The sequence below is a fragment of the Pseudomonas fluorescens group sp. PF-69 genome, assembly GCF_054481235.1.
Map to the genome: position 1 here is coordinate 6,458,251 of NZ_JBTMNC010000001.1, position 18,250 is coordinate 6,476,500.

At 58.9% G+C, this 18,250-nt stretch carries 18 protein-coding genes; 2 read left to right on the forward strand and 16 right to left on the reverse strand.

The window, feature by feature from the left end; translation table 11 throughout:
• Nucleotides 1–49 precede the first annotated feature (49 nt).
• Complete coding sequence (locus ACX3YF_RS30105) at nt 50–202, forward strand: DUF3309 family protein (RefSeq protein ID WP_032833547.1); 153 nt, start codon at nt 50–52, stop codon at nt 200–202.
• A gap of 148 nt (nt 203–350) precedes the next feature.
• On the opposite strand, the gene ACX3YF_RS30110 is transcribed toward ACX3YF_RS30105, so the two are convergent.
• The 10 genes from ACX3YF_RS30110 to ACX3YF_RS30155 all read right to left on the reverse strand — a co-directional run bounded on the left by ACX3YF_RS30110 (nt 351) and on the right by ACX3YF_RS30155 (nt 9,828).
• Complete coding sequence (locus ACX3YF_RS30110) at nt 351–2,450, reverse strand: LTA synthase family protein (RefSeq protein WP_130206831.1); 2,100 nt, start codon at nt 2,448–2,450, stop codon at nt 351–353.
• Nucleotides 2,451–2,743: 293 nt separating this feature from the next.
• Nucleotides 2,744–3,349 carry an START domain-containing protein gene (locus ACX3YF_RS30115; protein WP_130206829.1) on the reverse strand — a complete coding sequence of 202 codons (606 nt, stop codon included), beginning with the start codon at nt 3,347–3,349 and terminating at the stop codon, nt 2,744–2,746.
• 41 nt (nt 3,350–3,390) lie between these two features.
• Nucleotides 3,391–3,645 (reverse strand): YkgJ family cysteine cluster protein, encoded by a 255-nt coding sequence (locus tag ACX3YF_RS30120; protein WP_130206827.1) that lies wholly within the window; start codon nt 3,643–3,645, stop codon nt 3,391–3,393.
• Between the two features lie 165 nt (nt 3,646–3,810).
• Nucleotides 3,811–4,278, reverse strand: a complete 468-nt coding sequence (locus tag ACX3YF_RS30125) for a translation initiation factor 2 (RefSeq protein WP_458974779.1) — start codon at nt 4,276–4,278, stop codon at nt 3,811–3,813.
• A gap of 99 nt (nt 4,279–4,377) precedes the next feature.
• Complete coding sequence (locus ACX3YF_RS30130) at nt 4,378–5,817, reverse strand: aminotransferase-like domain-containing protein (protein WP_047527036.1); 1,440 nt, start codon at nt 5,815–5,817, stop codon at nt 4,378–4,380.
• A gap of 200 nt (nt 5,818–6,017) precedes the next feature.
• Complete coding sequence (locus tag ACX3YF_RS30135) at nt 6,018–6,830, reverse strand: OmpA family protein (protein WP_130206823.1); 813 nt, start codon at nt 6,828–6,830, stop codon at nt 6,018–6,020.
• Nucleotides 6,827–7,183 (reverse strand): DUF4398 domain-containing protein, encoded by a 357-nt coding sequence (locus tag ACX3YF_RS30140; protein WP_047527033.1) that lies wholly within the window; start codon nt 7,181–7,183, stop codon nt 6,827–6,829. Before ACX3YF_RS30140 ends, ACX3YF_RS30135 begins: the two co-directional genes overlap by 4 nt.
• 9 nt (nt 7,184–7,192) lie before the next feature.
• Nucleotides 7,193–8,029, reverse strand: a complete 837-nt coding sequence (locus ACX3YF_RS30145; RefSeq protein WP_130206821.1) for a substrate-binding periplasmic protein — start codon at nt 8,027–8,029, stop codon at nt 7,193–7,195.
• Nucleotides 8,030–8,148: 119 nt separating this feature from the next.
• Nucleotides 8,149–9,078 (reverse strand): electron transfer flavoprotein subunit alpha/FixB family protein, encoded by a 930-nt coding sequence (locus ACX3YF_RS30150; RefSeq protein ID WP_130206819.1) that lies wholly within the window; start codon nt 9,076–9,078, stop codon nt 8,149–8,151.
• Nucleotides 9,079–9,828, reverse strand: coding sequence for an electron transfer flavoprotein subunit beta/FixA family protein (locus ACX3YF_RS30155; protein WP_458974780.1), 750 nt, complete (start codon nt 9,826–9,828; stop codon nt 9,079–9,081).
• Between the two features lie 548 nt (nt 9,829–10,376).
• Between ACX3YF_RS30155 and ACX3YF_RS30160 the strand changes: the two genes are divergently transcribed.
• Nucleotides 10,377–12,041: a 4Fe-4S dicluster domain-containing protein gene (locus ACX3YF_RS30160; RefSeq protein ID WP_196585444.1), complete on the forward strand. Its 1,665-nt coding sequence runs from the start codon at nt 10,377–10,379 to the stop codon at nt 12,039–12,041.
• 117 nt (nt 12,042–12,158) lie between these two features.
• Here the strand turns inward: ACX3YF_RS30160 and ACX3YF_RS30165 are convergent, their stop codons facing one another.
• The 6 genes from ACX3YF_RS30165 to ACX3YF_RS30190 all read right to left on the reverse strand — a co-directional run bounded on the left by ACX3YF_RS30165 (nt 12,159) and on the right by ACX3YF_RS30190 (nt 18,070).
• Complete coding sequence (locus ACX3YF_RS30165) at nt 12,159–12,962, reverse strand: IclR family transcriptional regulator (RefSeq protein WP_103405745.1); 804 nt, start codon at nt 12,960–12,962, stop codon at nt 12,159–12,161.
• Nucleotides 12,963–13,022: 60 nt separating this feature from the next.
• Nucleotides 13,023–14,333, reverse strand: a complete 1,311-nt coding sequence (locus ACX3YF_RS30170; RefSeq protein ID WP_130206813.1) for an MFS transporter — start codon at nt 14,331–14,333, stop codon at nt 13,023–13,025.
• A gap of 164 nt (nt 14,334–14,497) precedes the next feature.
• Nucleotides 14,498–15,646 (reverse strand): galactonate dehydratase, encoded by a 1,149-nt coding sequence (gene dgoD / locus ACX3YF_RS30175; RefSeq protein ID WP_047527021.1) that lies wholly within the window; start codon nt 15,644–15,646, stop codon nt 14,498–14,500.
• 47 nt (nt 15,647–15,693) lie between these two features.
• Nucleotides 15,694–16,314: a 2-dehydro-3-deoxy-6-phosphogalactonate aldolase gene (locus ACX3YF_RS30180; RefSeq protein WP_090317780.1), complete on the reverse strand. Its 621-nt coding sequence runs from the start codon at nt 16,312–16,314 to the stop codon at nt 15,694–15,696.
• 20 nt (nt 16,315–16,334) lie between these two features.
• A complete protein-coding gene (locus tag ACX3YF_RS30185; protein ID WP_130206809.1) occupies nt 16,335–17,327 on the reverse strand; it encodes a 2-dehydro-3-deoxygalactonokinase in 993 nt (330 codons plus the stop codon).
• 260 nt (nt 17,328–17,587) lie between these two features.
• On the reverse strand, nt 17,588–18,070 hold the full coding sequence (locus tag ACX3YF_RS30190; protein WP_056855912.1) for a GNAT family N-acetyltransferase: 483 nt from the start codon (nt 18,068–18,070) through the stop codon (nt 17,588–17,590).
• Nucleotides 18,071–18,250 lie beyond the last annotated feature (180 nt).

The window sequence follows — 18,250 nt, forward strand, 5'->3', positions numbered from 1 at the left end:
ACCGTTAACGATCAGGTCATCCCTGAATACATCCAACAAGGAAACAGTCATGGGCACAATTCTTATCGTAATTCTGATCTTGTTACTGATCGGTGGCTTGCCGGTCTTCCCGCACTCCAGAAGCTGGGGTTATGGCCCATCGGGCATCATCGGCGTCGTGTTGGTCGTGCTGCTGATCCTGCTCTTGCTCGGCAGAATATGAAGATCTGACCGGCAAAAAAATGTAGGAGCTTGCTTGCTCGCAATGGACTTGATGACGATGCGCTTATCCAGAAAATACGCGTCATCGTTAACGTCCATCGCGAGCAAGCTCGCTCCTACAAGTGCTTGTTTCTATATTGCCGCTTTACTTAGTCCGGCTTGCCGTCAACCACACCTGCGGTGTTGTCGAGCAGGCTCTTGGTGGCCGTTTGCAGGAACGATTCAAGCTTGGTTTTCAACTCGGCAGTACGCGGGGCGTTTGGAATGACCTCAGCGTGTGGATTGGCACCCAACTCGTATTGATACATCTTCGGGGCCATGTCCTTGTCCTTCGGTAAAACCAATATCTGGTCCGCCGTAATGATCGCCGTGGTCTGCTCACTGCCCGATGGTTTGATCACGCCAAAACCAGGATCACCTTCTGGCAGGTTGAGCAGGTCGCGTCCCCAGCACTGATGGCGCACTTCGCCCCCCAGTCGACCCATGATGGTCGGCACAATGTCAATCTGAGTCCCGACGGTGTGGTCACGCTGGCCGAATTTTTCCTGAATGCCCGGTGCGATCATCAGCATCGGAACGTTGAAACGCCCCAGGTCCATTTCGGTGATCTGCTGCTCGTTGCCAAAACCGTGGTCACCGACGATCACAAACAGGGTTTCCTTGAAGTACGGCTCCTTGCGTGCCTTCTCGAAGAACTGACCCAGCGCCCAGTCGGAGTAACGCATCGCGGTCAAGTGCTCGTTGAGGCTACCGCGATCAGTCACTGGCTCAACAGGCAATGGCGACGGCAAGGCATAAGGTGTGTGGTTGGACAGCGTTTGCAGCAAGGCATAGAACGGTTTTTTGTCCTTGCCATCACGAGCCTTCAGCTCTTCCAGGCCACGGGTGAACATGTCCTGGTCGGAAACACCCCAGGTCGGGTCGGAGAACACCGGGTTAACGAAGTCGTTACGCCCGATGAAGTTGGTCATGCCCTGGTTGCTGAAGAAACCCGACTGGTTATCCCAGGCGAAGTCACCGTTGTAGACATACACGTCATCGTACTGACGGGCACTGAGCAATTGCGGCAGGCCAGACAGTTTGTGACTGCCTTCCGGGGTCTGCATCAGGTATTCGAAACCCGGCAGGTTCGGGAAGCAGGCCATGGTGGCGAACATCCCCTGGTGAGTGTGGGTGCCGTTGGAGAAGAAGCGGTCGAACAACAGGCCCTCCTTCGACAGTTTGTCGAGGTATGGCGTGATGTTGCCCGGTGCACCCAATGCCCCCACCGAGTGGCCGGCCATGCTTTCCATCAGGATCACGACGACGTTCTTGATCGGCAGGGTCTTGTCTGCCGGAGGCGTATAAACGCGACGTACGGCAGCGGTATCGCCATCCACCAGTTTTTCGTCCTTCATCACCAGCATGTCACGCACAGTCTGCTGCGCCATAGGTTGTGGCAATGTCGCTTTCCAGATGTTGTCGCGATCTTCGGACATCCGGCTCTTGGCGGCGGCAATCAGTTGCAGGGTACCGTTAAGGCCCAACTGGTTGGCGAAGTTCGATTCGGTGGTGTAGACGTCACCCCAACGCATGGGTGGGCCTTGACGCAAGGTGCCACGGGCGGCGACCACGCAGATCAGCAGGCAGACCACGAACACGGCGAAGCGCGTGTACCACGGGGCAACCTGACGCGTACCAATGCTGCCGCCGCTGAAGGGGCCACGAGGACGGGTCGCACGATCAGCGCCCTTGAATGCCAGGCTGAGGATCCAGGTGCCTACGGCCCAGGCCAGCAGGTAGCGAACGACCGGAAAACCGTACCAGAGCATGCTCATCACGGTTTTCGGATCTTCTTTTACATACTGGAAAACCAGGCCGTTGAGGCGCTGGTGGAACTCACGGTAGAAATCCATCTCCATGAGGCCCAGGAACAGCGCGATGCTCGAAGCAACCGTCAACCAGAAGCGGAACAGCCCGCGCGCCGCCATGCTACGGACGCTAAACAACGCGAGCAGCAACGGAACGCTGAGGTAAACCACCAGGCGCAAATCGAAACGCAGGCCGTTGGCGAATGCTTCGAGAAATGTCGAGGCTGGTGTGGAGAGGATCATCTCGCGGTTGTAGACCAGCAGCGCGACGCGCAGCGCGGAAAACATCACCATCATGACCAAAGCACACAGCAGTGTATAAGCCAGATGCGATTTGACGGTCGGTTGCAGCAGGCGACTTGAAGCTCGCTGCTGATTCAGGGCGTCCGGGATTGCCATGTCGTATTAGGACCCATTGGAAGTTGAAGTTTCAAAAATACAGCTGCGCCCTGCCCTCTGCTGGCCAAATCCTGGCCCGGGGTTTGCGCGATGCGCAAATGTTGCACGATCAACCGCATCATTGCCATTGATAAGTGTTCGTCGATGCAGACGCGTGCGAATTGTCTTGGAGGCGTTGTGAAAATTTCGTGCAACGCATATCTGGAAACAAAATAAAGCCCTGCCCTGCAAATACGGCAACGCCCCGAACCGGTCGGGGCGTTGCGCAGGCCTTGCTCAACAGCGCAATGCGATTACTTCTCGGCGCGTGCCTTGAGGTTTTTCAAGGTATTGAACGGCGCATCGACCACAAACTTGTTGGCCACCATCGACGGAACACTGCCGCCCGGCTCGGTGTGAACCTGATAGGTCACTTCAACCTGGTCGCCCTTGGGAACAAACTTCCAGAAACCATCGACCTTGGCGACCCGGACCAGACCTTTTTCATCAGGCAGGTATTTCGGCACACCTTCGAGCTTGCGGGTCATGCTGCCATCGGCACCTTCGGTAATGGTGACGTGCATCACCGAATCACGCGGGGTGACTGGCCAAGGGGTATTGAACTGGGTGTAGGTCCAGAGCTGATTGCCTTCCTGCTTGAGCAACTTCTGGGTCTTGCATTCGTGAATCCAGGCGCAGGCGCCGGGGACGTCGTCCTGTAGTGCGCGCAGTTTGGCCATGGTGGTCTTCATCAGGGTGACGCCCTGGTAGGCCTTGTAGTCGGAACCTGGTACTTCACTCAGGGATATCTTGATGCCGTCTTCGTTCTTGGCAACCTTCCAGTCTTCGGCCTGAGCGACCGAGGTGGCCAATACAGCCGTCAAACCACACAGCAGAGCAATACGATGCAGCGAACCCATAGTCTTATTCCTTATTGTTGAAGTTCCGTTCGTTGTACACATCACGCAGCCGTCATTTGCTCCCACCAGCCGATCAGCCTGATCGCTTCTTCACGGCTATTGCCGCACACCTCGATATCAGCCTCGAACGCCGAACAGACTGCCGGGCGCTCTGGCTGGCCGAAAATAGTGCACAGGTTTTCGGCAGACAATTGCAGGCATCGTTCCCCCGCGGCTTTGCCGTTGGGCATGCCGGGGATGGGTGAGCTGATGGATGGGGCTATGCAACAGGCGCCACACCCTTCACGGCATTTCATGACGACGAGCTCCTCGCGACGGGCAATGTGTTAAAGGACGTTGCACAGAGTAACCGCTAAAACAGTTGTTTTAAATTGGCGAACCACGGGTTTTTGCCTGCAACCGGGCGTGACCGGGCAGTCTCCGACAAAGCGTCTGGTTGGCGGGTCATCAGCAAGGAAGAATTAATGCTTGAACTCGAATTCCAGCGCCGCGCCTTCGACTTCACGACGCTCTTCGTTGCGCAGCTGCAATTGCATTTCGTTACTGATCAACCTTCCGTTGAGCTGGAACTGGCTGCTTTTGTCACCGAACATTTGCGGCAGTACCGGATCTCGCCTCGGTAATGGCACGGTGCCCACCGGCTTCAGCTCCTCGACCATGCCCTTGGGCAAACTCAAATCCAGGTCAGCTGAAGGCAGCGGGGTTTTCGCCACCTCGCTGGCCGGTTTCGACTTGGCCGCAATCGGAGGACGCTTCTTGACCGGCGCGGCTTTCTTTTTGACCGGGGCGGTTTTCGTGGCTGGAGCGGTTTTTTTCGAGGTAGTGCTTGCTGCCGGTTTTTCCTGAACAGAAGCGGCCATCACGGATAGCGGCTGAGCGCTCAATAACAGGCAAATCATCAGCCAGGTGGCGGGAAAAATCGGTTTCATGGACCCAACGGCGCAACGGCGCTAACGACAGAGGGGCCATATGCTCGCTTGTTGCAATCAACATGACAAGCGCGGACAGGCATTACCTGCCCGCCTCCGTCAAAGACCGCCGGCCATTTCCTGGCAGAGCTGGGTGGCGAGCATGCCAAGGGTCATCAAGGCACGCTCGGCTTCACGATTCCAGGGGATGCCGCAGTTCAGGCGAATGCAATGATTGAATTGCTCGGTGTTACTGAAAATCAGCCCCGGCGCGATGCTGATGCCCTGCTGCAGCGCCCGTACATGCAATTCCTGGGTATTGACCCGACCCGGCAGGCTTACCCACAAAATGAACCCGCCGGTTGGCCGCGTCATCTGGGTGCCTTCGGGGAAATACTGCTGCACGGCCAGCTGGAAGGCGCTGAGGTTCTTGCGGTATTCCTGACGGATGTAACGCAAATGGCGGTCGTATCCACCGTTTTCCAAGTAGGCCGCAATGCCCATTTGCGTGACGCTGCAGGCGGAATGGGTGCTGAACGTCTGCAAACGCTGGATTTCCTGCTGGTACTTGCCGGCAATCATCCAGCCGATCCGTACACCCGGCGACAGGGTCTTGGAGAAACTCGAGCAATAGATCACCCGGTCCAGGCGGTCATAGGCCTTGAGCGCTTTGGTGCGCCCCTGCTCGAACATCAACTCGCCGTAAATATCGTCCTCGACAATCTGGATATCGAAGTCGGATGCCAGGCGCAGCAGTTGTTTCTGCCGCTCCTCGGGCATGGTGCCCCCCAGCGGGTTGCTTAGACGAGTGGTCAGCACCAAGGCCTTGATCGACCACTGGTTGGCCGCCAGTTGCAAGGCTTCGAGGCTCATGCCGGTGGATGGGTCGCTGGGAATTTCGATGACCTTGAGGCCCAGCAGATCAGCCAATTGCAGCAACCCATAGTAGGTCGGCGACTCGGCTGCGATCAGGTCACCCGGCCGGGTCAGCACCCGCAGGGACATTTGCAAGGCATCGACACAGCCGTGGGTAATCACCACTTCCGACGGATCGACCACCACGCCCGCATCACGCATGCGAATCGCCACTTGTCGGCGCAACGGTTCAAAACCCGGGCTGAACATGTAGCTGAACGCACGCGGACTGTGAAAACGGGTGACTTTGGCCAGTTGCTGATGCAGTGCCCGCACCGGCAAATAATCGACGCTCGGTACTGCGGCGCCCAACGGAAAGACGCCCTCGCGGCGGGATTCGACCAACACCTGCTGGATGATGCTGCTGCGAGTGACCAGCCCGGGACGCTCAACCCTGGCGATATCCGGTGTCGGTGCAGTCAGGGCCGGGGTCTGGTGCACGTAGTAGCCCGATTGCGGCCGGGCACGGATCAGGCCCTGATCCTCGAGGTTGGCATAGGCCTGCAGCACTGTCGCATGACTGACATTGAGCTGCGAGCTCATCTTGCGCACCGAAGGCACACGCTCGCCGGGTTGATAGACACCACGACGGATATCTTCGGCCAGTTGCTGAGCAATACGTTGGTAGAGCAGGAGATTGGTCATGACGCAGCACTCGATTTCACGGGCATTTTATTCTTGTGTAAAACAATACCGGAACAGTTTAGAAGTGTACTGGGACAGCTGCCACAATAGTCGACAGTACAGTGCAGTGTCAGCAAGAACTGTACTGTTTTGAGCACTATTTGGCAGGCGAAAAAAAACCCGGCGCTGACTGGCAGGCCGGGTCTCCAGTGACGCAACCCTTAGCGGGCGGCGCCCAGCTGGCCTTTTTCGTCGGAGAACACAATTTCCACCCGACGGTTCTGGGCACGACCACGCTCGGAAGCGTTGACGTCCACAGGGTATTCATCGCCGTAACCTTCAACCTGAATACGTTTGTCGTCGATCCCAAGATCCGTCAAAACGTCCGCCACCGATTGCGCACGGTCGCGCGACAGCTTGAGGTTTTCCTGTTTGCCGCCGGTACTGTCGGTATAGCCTTCGATCCGCACCACGCGCTTGGGGTTGAGCTGCAGGAACTGGACGACTTTCAGCACGACGCGGTTCGCCGAGTTTTTCAATTCTGCTTCGCCGGTGTCGAACAGCACGTCGCCCAGGGTCATGACCAAACCACGGTCGGTCTGGGTGGTGGCCGTCGCAACGATCTGCTCTTCGATCCATTTGCCCTGCTGCTGCACGCTGAGCAGTTTGGATTCCCGCAAGGCCAGTTGCAGGCGCTGCCGCTCCAGTTCGAGCTTTGCCGCGCGCTCTTCGTTAAGCACCTGATTGGTGTGTTCCCGAGCGATCTCGCTGTAACGCTGACTCAGATAAGCGTAATGCACCACGTCCGACCCGCTGCCCCAGTAGCTGGACAAGCGATCGGCGCGCGCCAGGGACTCACCGGCGCGGATCACGTCCTTGGGTGCGATACGCAGCACATTCGAATCTTCCTTGACCTTCTGGAAGTCGGCGCCCGCCTCCTGCAATGCCGTTTCGCTGTGCTGGCCGGCGCAGCCATAAAGGCTCGCGCAACCCGCCAGGATCAGACCACCGAGGGCCTTGGTCTTGAGGCTCATTGGGAGTCCCCCACTTGCTTGCGCAGACGGGCGATGCGGGTATTGAGCACGCTCAACTGCTCCTCGCTCTTGAGGGTCAGGACCCGGGCCTCAGCCAGACGCGCGTCCAGCTCGGCCTGTTCGGCCCGCATGCGTGCGTTTCTGAAGGATTGGTCGGCCATGTTGCCCTTGGCCCGGTTGAACTTGTCTTCGGCCAATTTCATTTCAGGCACTTCGTCGGCAGTGGCGCCAACAGCCTTGGCTTGTTCGAGTGCCTGTGCAGTCAGGCGCATTTGTTCATTCGGCGCAGGATCGGCTGCACAACCCGCCAGAGCCAGAACGGCCAGGGCAGCGAAAAGAGGTCGAATACTCACTAAAAATCCCTACTGTTTTGGGCTACTGACAGGTTGCGTCTGCCGTTGAGAAAGTTGGGCATTCCAACGCTCGATATTGCGCAACAGCACGGCCTCCGTCAGTCCGGACGCGCGCAATTCTGTCATCTTTTTGGCCAACTGTCCGCGCAACCACGGATCGTTGCAGGCGGAGTCGTGGGAAATGGCCAGAAACAACCCCGGCTTGTCTACTGGTTGCACGCGAGCCACCAGATCATTGGACATGCCCAATGTCTGCGCCATCGCCACACCCGAGTAGCGTCCGGCCAGGACATATTCCGCCTCGCCCAAGAGCAATTTCTGAAAGGCCAGGGTCAGACTGGATGTGCGGATGAGGGTCAATTGCTGCTCGGCAAAAGTGCCAAATGCCGGGGTCAATCGGGATTTTTCCGACACGGCGCCGGTATGCCCCTGCAGGTCCTGCACATCGCTGTAGACCAGTGACGAATCCTTGCGGGTCCAGACCAGATAGTCGTTTTCCAGCAATGGTGGGTGAATATAATCCAGGGTTTCCAGCTCGCTGACCGTCAACGAGGCGTCGGCCAGCATGTCCATGCGTCCACTGCGCACTTCGTCCAGGGCCTGGGAGCGTTTTCCGGCGTACAACAGTTCAACCTTGATCCCTGACTGCCCCGCCACTTGCTGCAATAAATCGGCACTGGCGCCGATCAGATGCCTGGGATCCTGCGGGTCTTGCCACAGGAAAGGTGGCGCATCCGGACTGCCGGTCACCACCAGGCGATCGCACTTGCCGGCTGCAGTGGACAGCGCTGGAAATAGCGTCAACCCAAGAAGCAATGACCAGCCACATAGGCGGCTCAAATCCATGGCGAAACTCTCCCGTTGAGACCGTTTATAACCTTGTAGGAGCGAGCCAGCTCCTGCAGGAAAAAAAGCAAAAAAAACCCGACCAAAAGGTCGGGCTCTTTATAAGTGAAGCAGCCGGATTAGACCAGCTTCTCCAGCTCGGGGATGGCTTCGAACAGGTCCGCCACCAAGCCGTAATCGGCCACCTGGAAGATCGGCGCTTCTTCGTCCTTGTTGATCGCAACGATCACCTTGGAGTCTTTCATGCCGGCCAGGTGCTGGATCGCGCCGGAGATACCGACGGCGATGTACAGCTGTGGCGCAACGATCTTGCCGGTCTGACCGACCTGCATGTCGTTGGGTACGAAACCTGCGTCGACCGCGGCGCGGGAAGCACCGACGGCAGCGCCCAGCTTGTCGGCCAGGGCGTACAGGTGTTTGAAGTTGTCACCGTTCTGCATGCCACGGCCGCCGGAAATGACGATCTTGGCAGCGGTCAGTTCCGGACGATCGGACTTGGCCAGTTCTTCGCCAACGAAGCTGGAGATGCCAGCGTCGTGAGCAGCGGCAACGGCTTCTACAGCAGCCGAACCACCTTCAGCGGCAACCGGGTCGAAACCGGTGGCACGCACGGTGATCACTTTCACGGCGGCGTTCGATTGAACGGTAGCGATGGCGTTACCGGCATAGATCGGACGCTTGAAGGTATCAGCGCTTTCGACCGAGATGATCTCGGAGATCTGGTCAACGTCCAGTGCTGCGGCAACGCGCGGCAGGATGTTTTTGCCGTTGGAAGTGGCGGCAGCCAGGATGTGGCTGTAGCCCTTGCCCAGCTCGGCAACCAGAGGCGCAACGTTTTCCGGCAGCTGGTGAGCGTAGGCAGCGTTGTCGGCCACCAGCACTTTAGCCACGCCAGCGACTTTCGCAGCGGCTTCAGCCACGGCGCCAGCGCCCTGGCCTGCAACCAGCACGTGGATATCGCCGCCGATTTTGGCAGCGGCAGCCACGGTGTTCAGCGTGGCCGGGGCCAGCACTTTGTTGTCGTGTTCAGCAATAACCAAGATAGTCATTTAGATTACCTTCGCTTCGTTTTTCAGTTTCTCGACCAGTTCAGCCACCGACTTGACCTTGATACCCGCGCTGCGTGCAGCAGGCGCTTCGACTTTCACGGTCTTGTTGGTGGAGGCGGTGGAAACGCCCAAAGCGTCCGGAGTCAGCACTTCGAGAGGCTTCTTCTTGGCTTTCATGATGTTTGGCAGGGACGCGTAGCGCGGCTCGTTCAAACGCAGGTCGGTGGTGACGATGGCCGGCAGTTTCAGGGAAACGGTCTGCGCGCCGCCATCGATTTCGCGGGTCACAGCGACGCTGTCGCCGCTGATTTCGACTTTCGAAGCGAACGTACCCTGACCGTAACCGCTCAATGCGGCAAGCATCTGGCCAGTCTGGTTGTTGTCGCTGTCGATGGCTTGTTTGCCAAGGATCACCAGCTGAGGCAGTTCCTTGTCGACAACAGCCTTCAGCAGTTTGGCAACGGCCAGGGAAGTCAGATCTTCGGCGGATTCGACGAGGATGGCGCGGTCAGCACCCAGAGCCAGCGCAGTGCGCAGTTGCTCTTGAGCGGTGGACGGGCCGACGGAGACGACGACGATTTCAGTCGCGACGCCTTTCTCTTTCAGGCGTACCGCTTCTTCCACTGCGATTTCGCAGAACGGGTTCATCGACATCTTGACGTTGGCAAGATCGACGCCGGAATTGTCCGCCTTGACGCGGACCTTGACGTTGTAATCCACAACGCGTTTGACAGCTACAAGAACCTTCATGGATTCCTCGTTACTCTCCGGTGAAAAGGAAGTCGCCTAGGCGAACCTGGCGGTTGATGCTCATCGGGCGCAAGGGCACCTCTAAAAACGCCGGCAAACGTGTCAAGTGACCATCGTTCATGATGTTGATGACCGTTCGTCAGTCGTGACTTACAAGTCATTCATTATCGCGGCGTGTAAACTGCGCGCCAAACCTGCGCGGCTCATCACTTTCCAGTGCCATCGCCCTGTCTTTAGAGGTGCTCTTGAAACCAACAGTCAGCCTACGGCGAGCGCAAAACCGCCCGTATCTTGACCGGAACACCTATTCCGGTCAATACGGCAAAATAGCCGTTCATAAGCCGCGTGACTTTGATTTCTCTGGCTTTGAGCCAATTCAAACAAACGTTTGTATTGGACGCTGAGAGTGGTGTAGATATAATGCGCCACCCAAAGAGAAAGGTGGTTACTCGATTGTCCTCTCCCGGCGTTGCGCAGGGATTCAGGGATGCGACACCCAACCTCCCAATTAGAAAAAAAACTGTTGAGCCTTGAGTAGGAGATAACCTGTGGAACGCGAATACATGGAATTCGACGTGGTCATCGTCGGTGCCGGCCCCGCTGGTCTTTCCGCTGCCTGCCGATTGAAGCAGAAGGCCGCCGAAGCCGGTAAGGAAATCAGCGTCTGCGTGGTCGAAAAAGGCTCCGAAGTCGGTGCTCACATCTTGTCTGGTGCCGTGTTCGAACCACGGGCCCTGAACGAATTGTTCCCGGACTGGAAAGCACTCGGCGCGCCGCTGAACACGCCGGTCACCCGCGATGACATCTTCGTGCTGAAAAATGCCGAAAGCGCGCAGAAAATCCCTGACTTCTTTGTGCCCAAGACCATGCACAACGAAGGCAACTACATCATCTCCCTGGGTAACCTGTGCCGCTGGCTGGCCCAGCAGGCCGAGAACCTGGGCGTGGAAATCTACCCGGGCTTCGCCGCCCAGGAAGCCCTGTTCGACGAGAACGGCGTGGTTCGCGGGATCATCACCGGTGACCTGGGCGTTGACCGCGAAGGTCAGCCGAAAGAAGGCCTGTACACCCCAGGCATGGAACTGCGTGGCAAGTACACGCTGTTCGCCGAAGGTTGCCGCGGCCACATCGGCAAGCAGCTGATCAAGCGTTTCAACCTCGACAGCGATGCAGACGCCCAGCATTACGGCATCGGCCTGAAAGAAATCTGGGAAGTCGACCCGGCCAAGCATCAGCCTGGCCTGGTGGTCCACACCGCCGGTTGGCCGATGGACATCATGGGCACCGAGAACACCGGTGGCTCGTTCCTCTATCACCTGGAAAACAACCAGGTGGTGGTCGGCCTGATCGTCGACCTGTCCTACAGCAACACTTACCTGTCGCCGTTCGACGAGTTCCAGCGCCTCAAGCATCACCCGGTGCTCAAGCAGTACCTGGAAGGCGGCAAGCGCATCAGCTACGGCGCGCGCGCCATCTGCAAGGGCGGCCTGAATTCGCTGCCGAAAATGGTCTTCAAGGGCGGCGCGCTGATCGGTTGCGACCTCGGCACCCTGAACTTCGCCAAGATCAAAGGCAGCCACACTGCAATGAAGTCCGGCATGCTGGCCGCCGAATCCGTGGCTGACGCGCTGTTCGCTGACCTGGACGGCACTGCAGAGCTGACCACTTACGTCGACGCGTTCAAGAAGAGCTGGCTCTACGACGAACTGTTCGCCAGCCGCAACTTCGGCCCGGCGATCCACAAGTTCGGCGCTATCGTCGGTGGCGGTTTCAACTGGCTCGACCAGAACATCTTCGGCGGCAAACTGCCGTTCACCCTGCACGACACCAAGCCGGATTACGCTTGCCTGAAGCTCGCGGCCGACTGCAAGAAGATCGACTACCCGAAACCGGACGGCAAGATCAGCTTCGACAAACTCAGCTCGGTGTTCATCTCCGGTACCAACCATGAAGAAGAACAGCCTTGCCACCTGAAGCTGACCGACCCGAGCATCCCGATCAACAAGAACCTGCCGCTGTACGATGAGCCAGCCCAGCGTTACTGCCCGGCCGGCGTGTACGAAGTGATTACCAAGGAAGATGGCGAGAAGCGCTTCCAGATCAACGCCCAGAACTGCGTGCACTGCAAGACCTGCGACATCAAGGACCCTTCGCAGAACATCACCTGGGTGACGCCGGAAGGCGCTGGCGGCCCGACTTACCCGAACATGTAAGCCGAGCGCTGAACAACGAGGCTCCCGAACGGGGGCCTTTTTGTTGCCTGCGATTTTACTGACGGCACAAAAAACCAATGTGGGAGCGAACTTGCTCGCTCCCACAGTGTTTTGCATTCAAACCTTGAGACCCAGCTCCGCCGACAACCGCGCCGTGACCCCTTTGATCAGGGGAATCAACTCGGCCATTTTTTCCAGCGGCATATACGGCACGGTACTGGCGATGCTGATGCCGGCGACGATACGCTTGCTGGCATCACGAATCGGCGCCGCCACGCAACGGATCGACGGTTCGTTGTCCTCCAGGTCGAACGCATAACCTCCGGCCACATATTCGATCATGCGTTGCTGAAATTGCTCCCAGGACTGCTCCGGGTGCTGCGGCCAGAACTGATTTTTCCCACCTGCTGGCAGACTGACTTCGTACAACCGTTGCCACTCTTGTGGCGTGTCGTCGAGCATCAGTGCCTTACCGATGCCGGTACGCGCCAACGGCATGCGATGGCCGACCCGCGAGCGCATTTCCGGGCCGTTGCGTCCCGGATTCTTGTGCAGGTACAACACTTCGTCGCCTTCACGGATCGCCAGGTGAATGGTGTCACCGGTCAACGCCGACAACTCATCCAGATACGGCCCGGCCAGGGTGACCAACGGCAGTTCTTCGCGCGCCTGAAACCCCAGTTCGATCAGCTTCGGCCCCAGCAGGTAACCGACTTGCGGCACCACCCGCAGATAACGTTCGTCGACCAGGCAACTGGCCAGTCGATGAGTGGTGCTGCGCGTGGTTCCGATCAACCGGGCGATCTCCTTGAGATCACGGGCGCCACTGGCCACCGCCTGAACCACACCCAAACCTCGAAGCAGTGTCTGGGTGCCGGTCGGCGCGGCGTCCTTGGCGATTTTTGGGGCGTCTTCCTGCATATCCAGCCTTTACCGTTGAGCGAGTGAACGGGCGGCATTATGGTCGCCCTCCTGCTGCGACTACAACTTGATACGCTCGACCTTGCCCACCAGCAAAATGTAGGAAAGTGCACCCAGCAATGCCAGAACCGAGATGTAGGTGATCGCCGGAGCAAAGGACTCACCGCTGGCAAGGAAACCGATGACGATTGGCGTGGCGATGGCCGACAGGTTGCCGATGAAGTTGAACACGCCACCGGTCAGTCCCAGCAAACGTGCCGGTGCCAGCGTGGAAACCAGCGACCAGGTGATCGACGCCAGACCGTTGCCGAAGAACGCCAGGGCGAGGAAGGCAATCACCAGCGGCGTCGACTCGACGAAATTGGCGCCGATGATCGAAGTGGAAATCAGCAGGCCACTGATGATCGGCAATTTGCGAGCGAAACCGACCGTGTACCCGCGACGGATCAGGAAATCCGAAAAGAAACCGGAACACAGCACACCGACGAACGCTGCGAGAAACGGCAGCGATGCCAGCAAGCCGGATTTGATGAAGTCCATCCCACGGTATTTCACCAGGTAGGTCGGGAACCACGTCAGGAAAAACCACAGCGTCGAGTTGAGGCAGAACTGGCCGAGGTAGATGCCCCAGAGTTTGCGCTTGCTCAGGACGATCCCCAGGTCGGCCCAGCTGAATTTGGCCTTCACCTTCGCTTGCTCGGCCTGGATGTCCACCAGCCCGCCGCCTTCGCGGATCAGGTCGATTTCGGCCTCGTTGGCACCTTTGAAGTCACGCGGTTCGCGATACACCGCGTACCAGATCACGGCCCAGAGAATGCCTACCGCGCCTGTGGTGACAAACACCATGTGCCAGCCGAATTCGTGCTGAAGCCAGGCCAGTACCGGCGTCAGGAACGCCAGGCCGACAAACTGTCCAGAGGTGTAGAAACCGATGGCCGTGGCGCGCTCGCGCTCGGGGAACCAGGTGGTTACAACGCGGCTATTGATCGGATAGGCCGGCGCTTCCAGGGCACCGACGGCCATGCGCAAGACGAACAGCGCGATGAAGCTGCCGGCGAAGCCGAGCATCACCGTGGCAATCGACCACAACAGCAGCGCGACGGTGTAAAGAATGCGCGGAGGCACCCGATCCACCAGCCAGCCACCGGGGATCTGCATGGCGGCGTAGGTCCAGCCGAAGGCCGAGAAAATCAGGCCGACGTGAATCGGGTCGATGCCCAGTTCGCTGGTCAGCGCCGGGGCTGCGATCGACAGGTTGCTGCGGTCCAGGTAATTGATCACCACCGTGATGAACAGCAGGACCATGATGAAAAAACGCTTGCGGCTGGGCGTCACCAACGTCGCCTGCCCGGTGAGGGTTTGCGGTTGCATGAGGAGTGCCTCTTCTTATGTTTATTGAGGACGATTGGAAAATTTGCACTGTCTCTGTGGAGGCGGGCTTGTCCGCGATGGCGGCGGCACATCCGGCATTGATGTGACCGACAGGACGCTATCGCGGGCAAGCCCGCTCCCACAGGTTATGTGTCAGGAGAAACTCACCACTCGGCAAAACTGCCATCGGCATGGCGCCAGATCGGGTTGCGCCAGCGGTGGCCGATGGCTGCGCGTTCGATCACGTACTCCTCGTTGATCTCGATACCCAGGCCCGGACCGTTGGGGATTTTCACGAAGCCTTTGTCGTAGTCGAACACCCGCGGATCCTTGACGTAATCCAACAGGTCGTTGCTCTCGTTGTAATGGATGCCCAGGCTCTGCTCCTGAATGAACGCGTTGTAGCAGGCCGCGTCCAGTTGCAGGCAGGCGGCCAGCGCAATCGGGCCCAGCGGACAATGCAGCGCCAGCGCCACATCGTAGGCTTCGGCCATGTTGGCAATCTTGCGGGTTTCGGTGATACCGCCGGCGTGGGACGCATCGGGCTGGATGATGTCGACATAGCCTTCGCTGAGCACGCGTTTGAAATCCCAACGGGAAAACAACCGTTCGCCCAGGGCAATCGGCGTGCTGGTCAGCGGCGCCAGCTCTTTCAGCGCTTCATAGTTTTCGCTGAGCACCGGCTCTTCGATGAACATCAGTTTGTACGGGTCGAGCTCTTTCATGAGCACCTTGGCCATGGGCTTGTGCACCCGGCCATGAAAGTCCACGCCTATGCCGACGTTCGGGCCCACCGCGTCTCGCACGGCAGCGACGTTGGCCAGGGCCAGGTCGACTTTTTCGAAGGTGTCGAGGAATTGCAGCTCTTCAGTGCCGTTCATTTTCACCGCGGTGAAACCGCGCCCCACCGCTTCTTTCGCGGCACGCGCGGTATCTGCAGGACGGTCGCCGCCGATCCACGAATAGACACGAATCTTGTCACGCACCTGGCCGCCCAGCAGGTCGCTGACCGACACACCCAACGCCTTGCCCTTGATGTCCCACAACGCCTGATCGATGCCGGCCAGTGCGCTCATGTGGATCGCGCCGCCACGGTAGAAGCCTCCGCGATAGAGCACGGTCCAGATGTCTTCGATGTTGCGTGGGTCTTTGCCGATCAGGTAGTCGGACAATTCCTCGACGGCGGCCGCCACGGTGTGGGCGCGGCCTTCGACCACGGGCTCGCCCCAACCGGTGACGCCCTCGTCGGTTTCGACCTTGAGGAAGCACCAGCGCGGCGGAACGATGAAGGTGGTCAGTTTGGTGATTTTCATCTTCTTGTCTCTCTTGTTCGGATGCAGCGCACGCAGCGCCAAAAGTCTTAGCGAAGGGATTTCCAGGCAGCGACGTAGGCCTTGGCATTGGCCGCCACTTGCGCAGGGGTCATGCCTGGCTTGAACAACCCGGAGCCGAGGCCGAAGCCCTTGACGCCAGCATCGATGAACACCTGCATGTTGTCCGGGGTGATGCCACCGACCGGTGCCAGAATCGTTCCTGCCGGCAACACCGCGAGCCATGCCTTGACGACCGCCGGCCCCATCTGTTCGGCCGGAAACATCTTCAGGATGTCCGCCCCTTCGGCCAGTGCCGCAAAGGCTTCGGTCGGCGTGGCGACACCCGGCGACAGGTACAGCCCCGCAGCTTTCGCGGCGCGCAATACCTTGGGATCGCTATGAGGCATGACGATCACCTGACCGCCCGCCGCTTTCACTTGCTCGACCTGTTCCGGTGTCAGCACCGTGCCGGCACCGATCAGGCAATCGGCGGGCAAGGTGCTGCGCAGGATACGGATGCTTTCGTACGGCTCCGGGGAGTTGAGCGGTACCTCGATAACGCGAAATCCGGCCGCATACAGGACTTCGCCGATGGCCGCCGCTTCTTGCGGACGCAAGCCGCGCAGGATCGCGATCAGACCGTTTTGCGCCAATGCTTGTTTGAGCATGTTCAGAGCTCCAGTCAGGTTTAACGGGATGGGTTGGGCGTGATCAGTCCGGCGGCCAGCGCCAGTTGCCACAGCCCGCGTTCGGTGGCCTGCTCGGCCTGGGACACCCGGGCAAACCCGCACGCGTCGAGGGCCCGGCTGTAACGCGTACAGAGTTGGGCGTTGCCGATGAGGATGATTGACGGCAGGTGCACACTGTTGCGCCGATGTCGCAGGACGCTGGCCAGGGCCGACAGTTCATGGCCGATCAACAGGCCGGACAGGTAATCCGGTTGTGCGGTGGCGCTCAGCTCCCCCGTCAGCCCGAGGCTGCGAGCGCTGAACATTGTCGAGAGCACACCGGTTTCGCCGTCCGCCGACAAAGCCACCTGCACGCCGCGGTCAAACGCTTCGCCATCGAACGACCCGCCGCGTTGCTGGGTACGCCCCAGAATGCTGTGTTCGCTGAGCACGGCGAAGACTTCGCCGGTCATGAAAGTGTCGAAATGGACGATGCAGCCGTCGGCCACTTCCACCCATTTCGAATGACTGCCCGGCAGGCCGATCAACAGATCGGCGCCCGCCTCGTCCGGCAGCGTTTGCAGCACGCCGAGCACTTGGGTTTCTTCGCCGCGCATCACGTTGGGCAAGCGCGAGCGCTGGATCACACCCGGCACGATGTGCACGTCGACACCGCGAAGACTGCGTACGGTTTGCAAGGCGGTGCCGAGGGTGGCGACGTTTGCCGGCGTATCGCGGTAGGCCGCTTCGCACCAGCCCTGGGCGCTGCCGACCATGCCACAGGCAATCACCGGAAGACCGGGCTGCTCGTCGAGCCAGTCGCCGCATGCCTGGTCAAAGGCCAGTTCAAAACCGTCGGTGCATTCCCGGCCGGCAATGACGCGCGGCGCCTTGGGCAACTGCATGATCCCCGACGACAGCGAACGCTGTTCGAGCACTTGGCCACCTTCGGCCAGTTTGTAAGCACGTAATGAGGTTGTCCCCCAATCGAGCGCGATCAATTGCGCCAGCATCGCTTCACCTGTTTTGGTTTTTGGCAGTGAGTGAGCTGGACTATAAACCCGGACGGCGAAAAATCTCAATATATAAATATCAATCCCATATATTGGGAGAAGACAAAAAAAGATCGCAGCGTTCGCTAGCTCCTCGGAATGCATTCCCTTGTAGGAGCTAGCTTGCTAGCGATGGTCGTTAACGATAACGCGTGAAGCCTGACACCCTGCAGTGCTTTCGATTTCTTCGCGAGCAGGCTCGCTCCTACAGGGTTGAGCGTTTAATTACCCTCGGCAAACTCGCGGAGCACTTTGCCGTCCATGCGGTAGCGCACCCACTCTTCCTGTGGCTGCGCGCCCAGGGATTTGTAGAAATCGATGGCTGGGGTGTTCCACTCCAGAACGCTCCATTCGAAGCGCCCGCAGTCGTTGGCACAGGCAATTTTCGCCAAATGCCGCAGCAGGGTTTTGCCGGCACCGCCCCCCCGCTGTTCCGGGGTGATGTAGAGGTCTTCGAGGTACAGGCAGTTGCTGCCCAACCAGGTGGAATAACTGAAGAAGAACACCGCGAACCCGATCGGCAAGCCGTCGCGCAGACAGATCAGGCCATGGGCGGTCGCCCCTTCGCTGAACAGGCTGCGCTCGATGTCGGCGACGCTGGCAATGACTTCGTGGCGGGCACGTTCGTAGTCGGCCAACTCCGTGATGAACGCGAGGATTTGTGGCGCGTCACTGGGGGTTGCCGGGCGGATTTCGATCGTCATGGACGTGCCTTGTCAAAAGTTGAAAACGCCATACTAAGGCGGCGCGCGATTTGTGGCGAGGGAGCTTGCTCCCTCGCCACAGGTCATTACTCCGGCTACGGCTAACCCTTGCATCGCGAACCTCGCACCTAAGATAGACGCCTTGCGTGATAGATAGATGACCTGCCTACTTATCGGGTC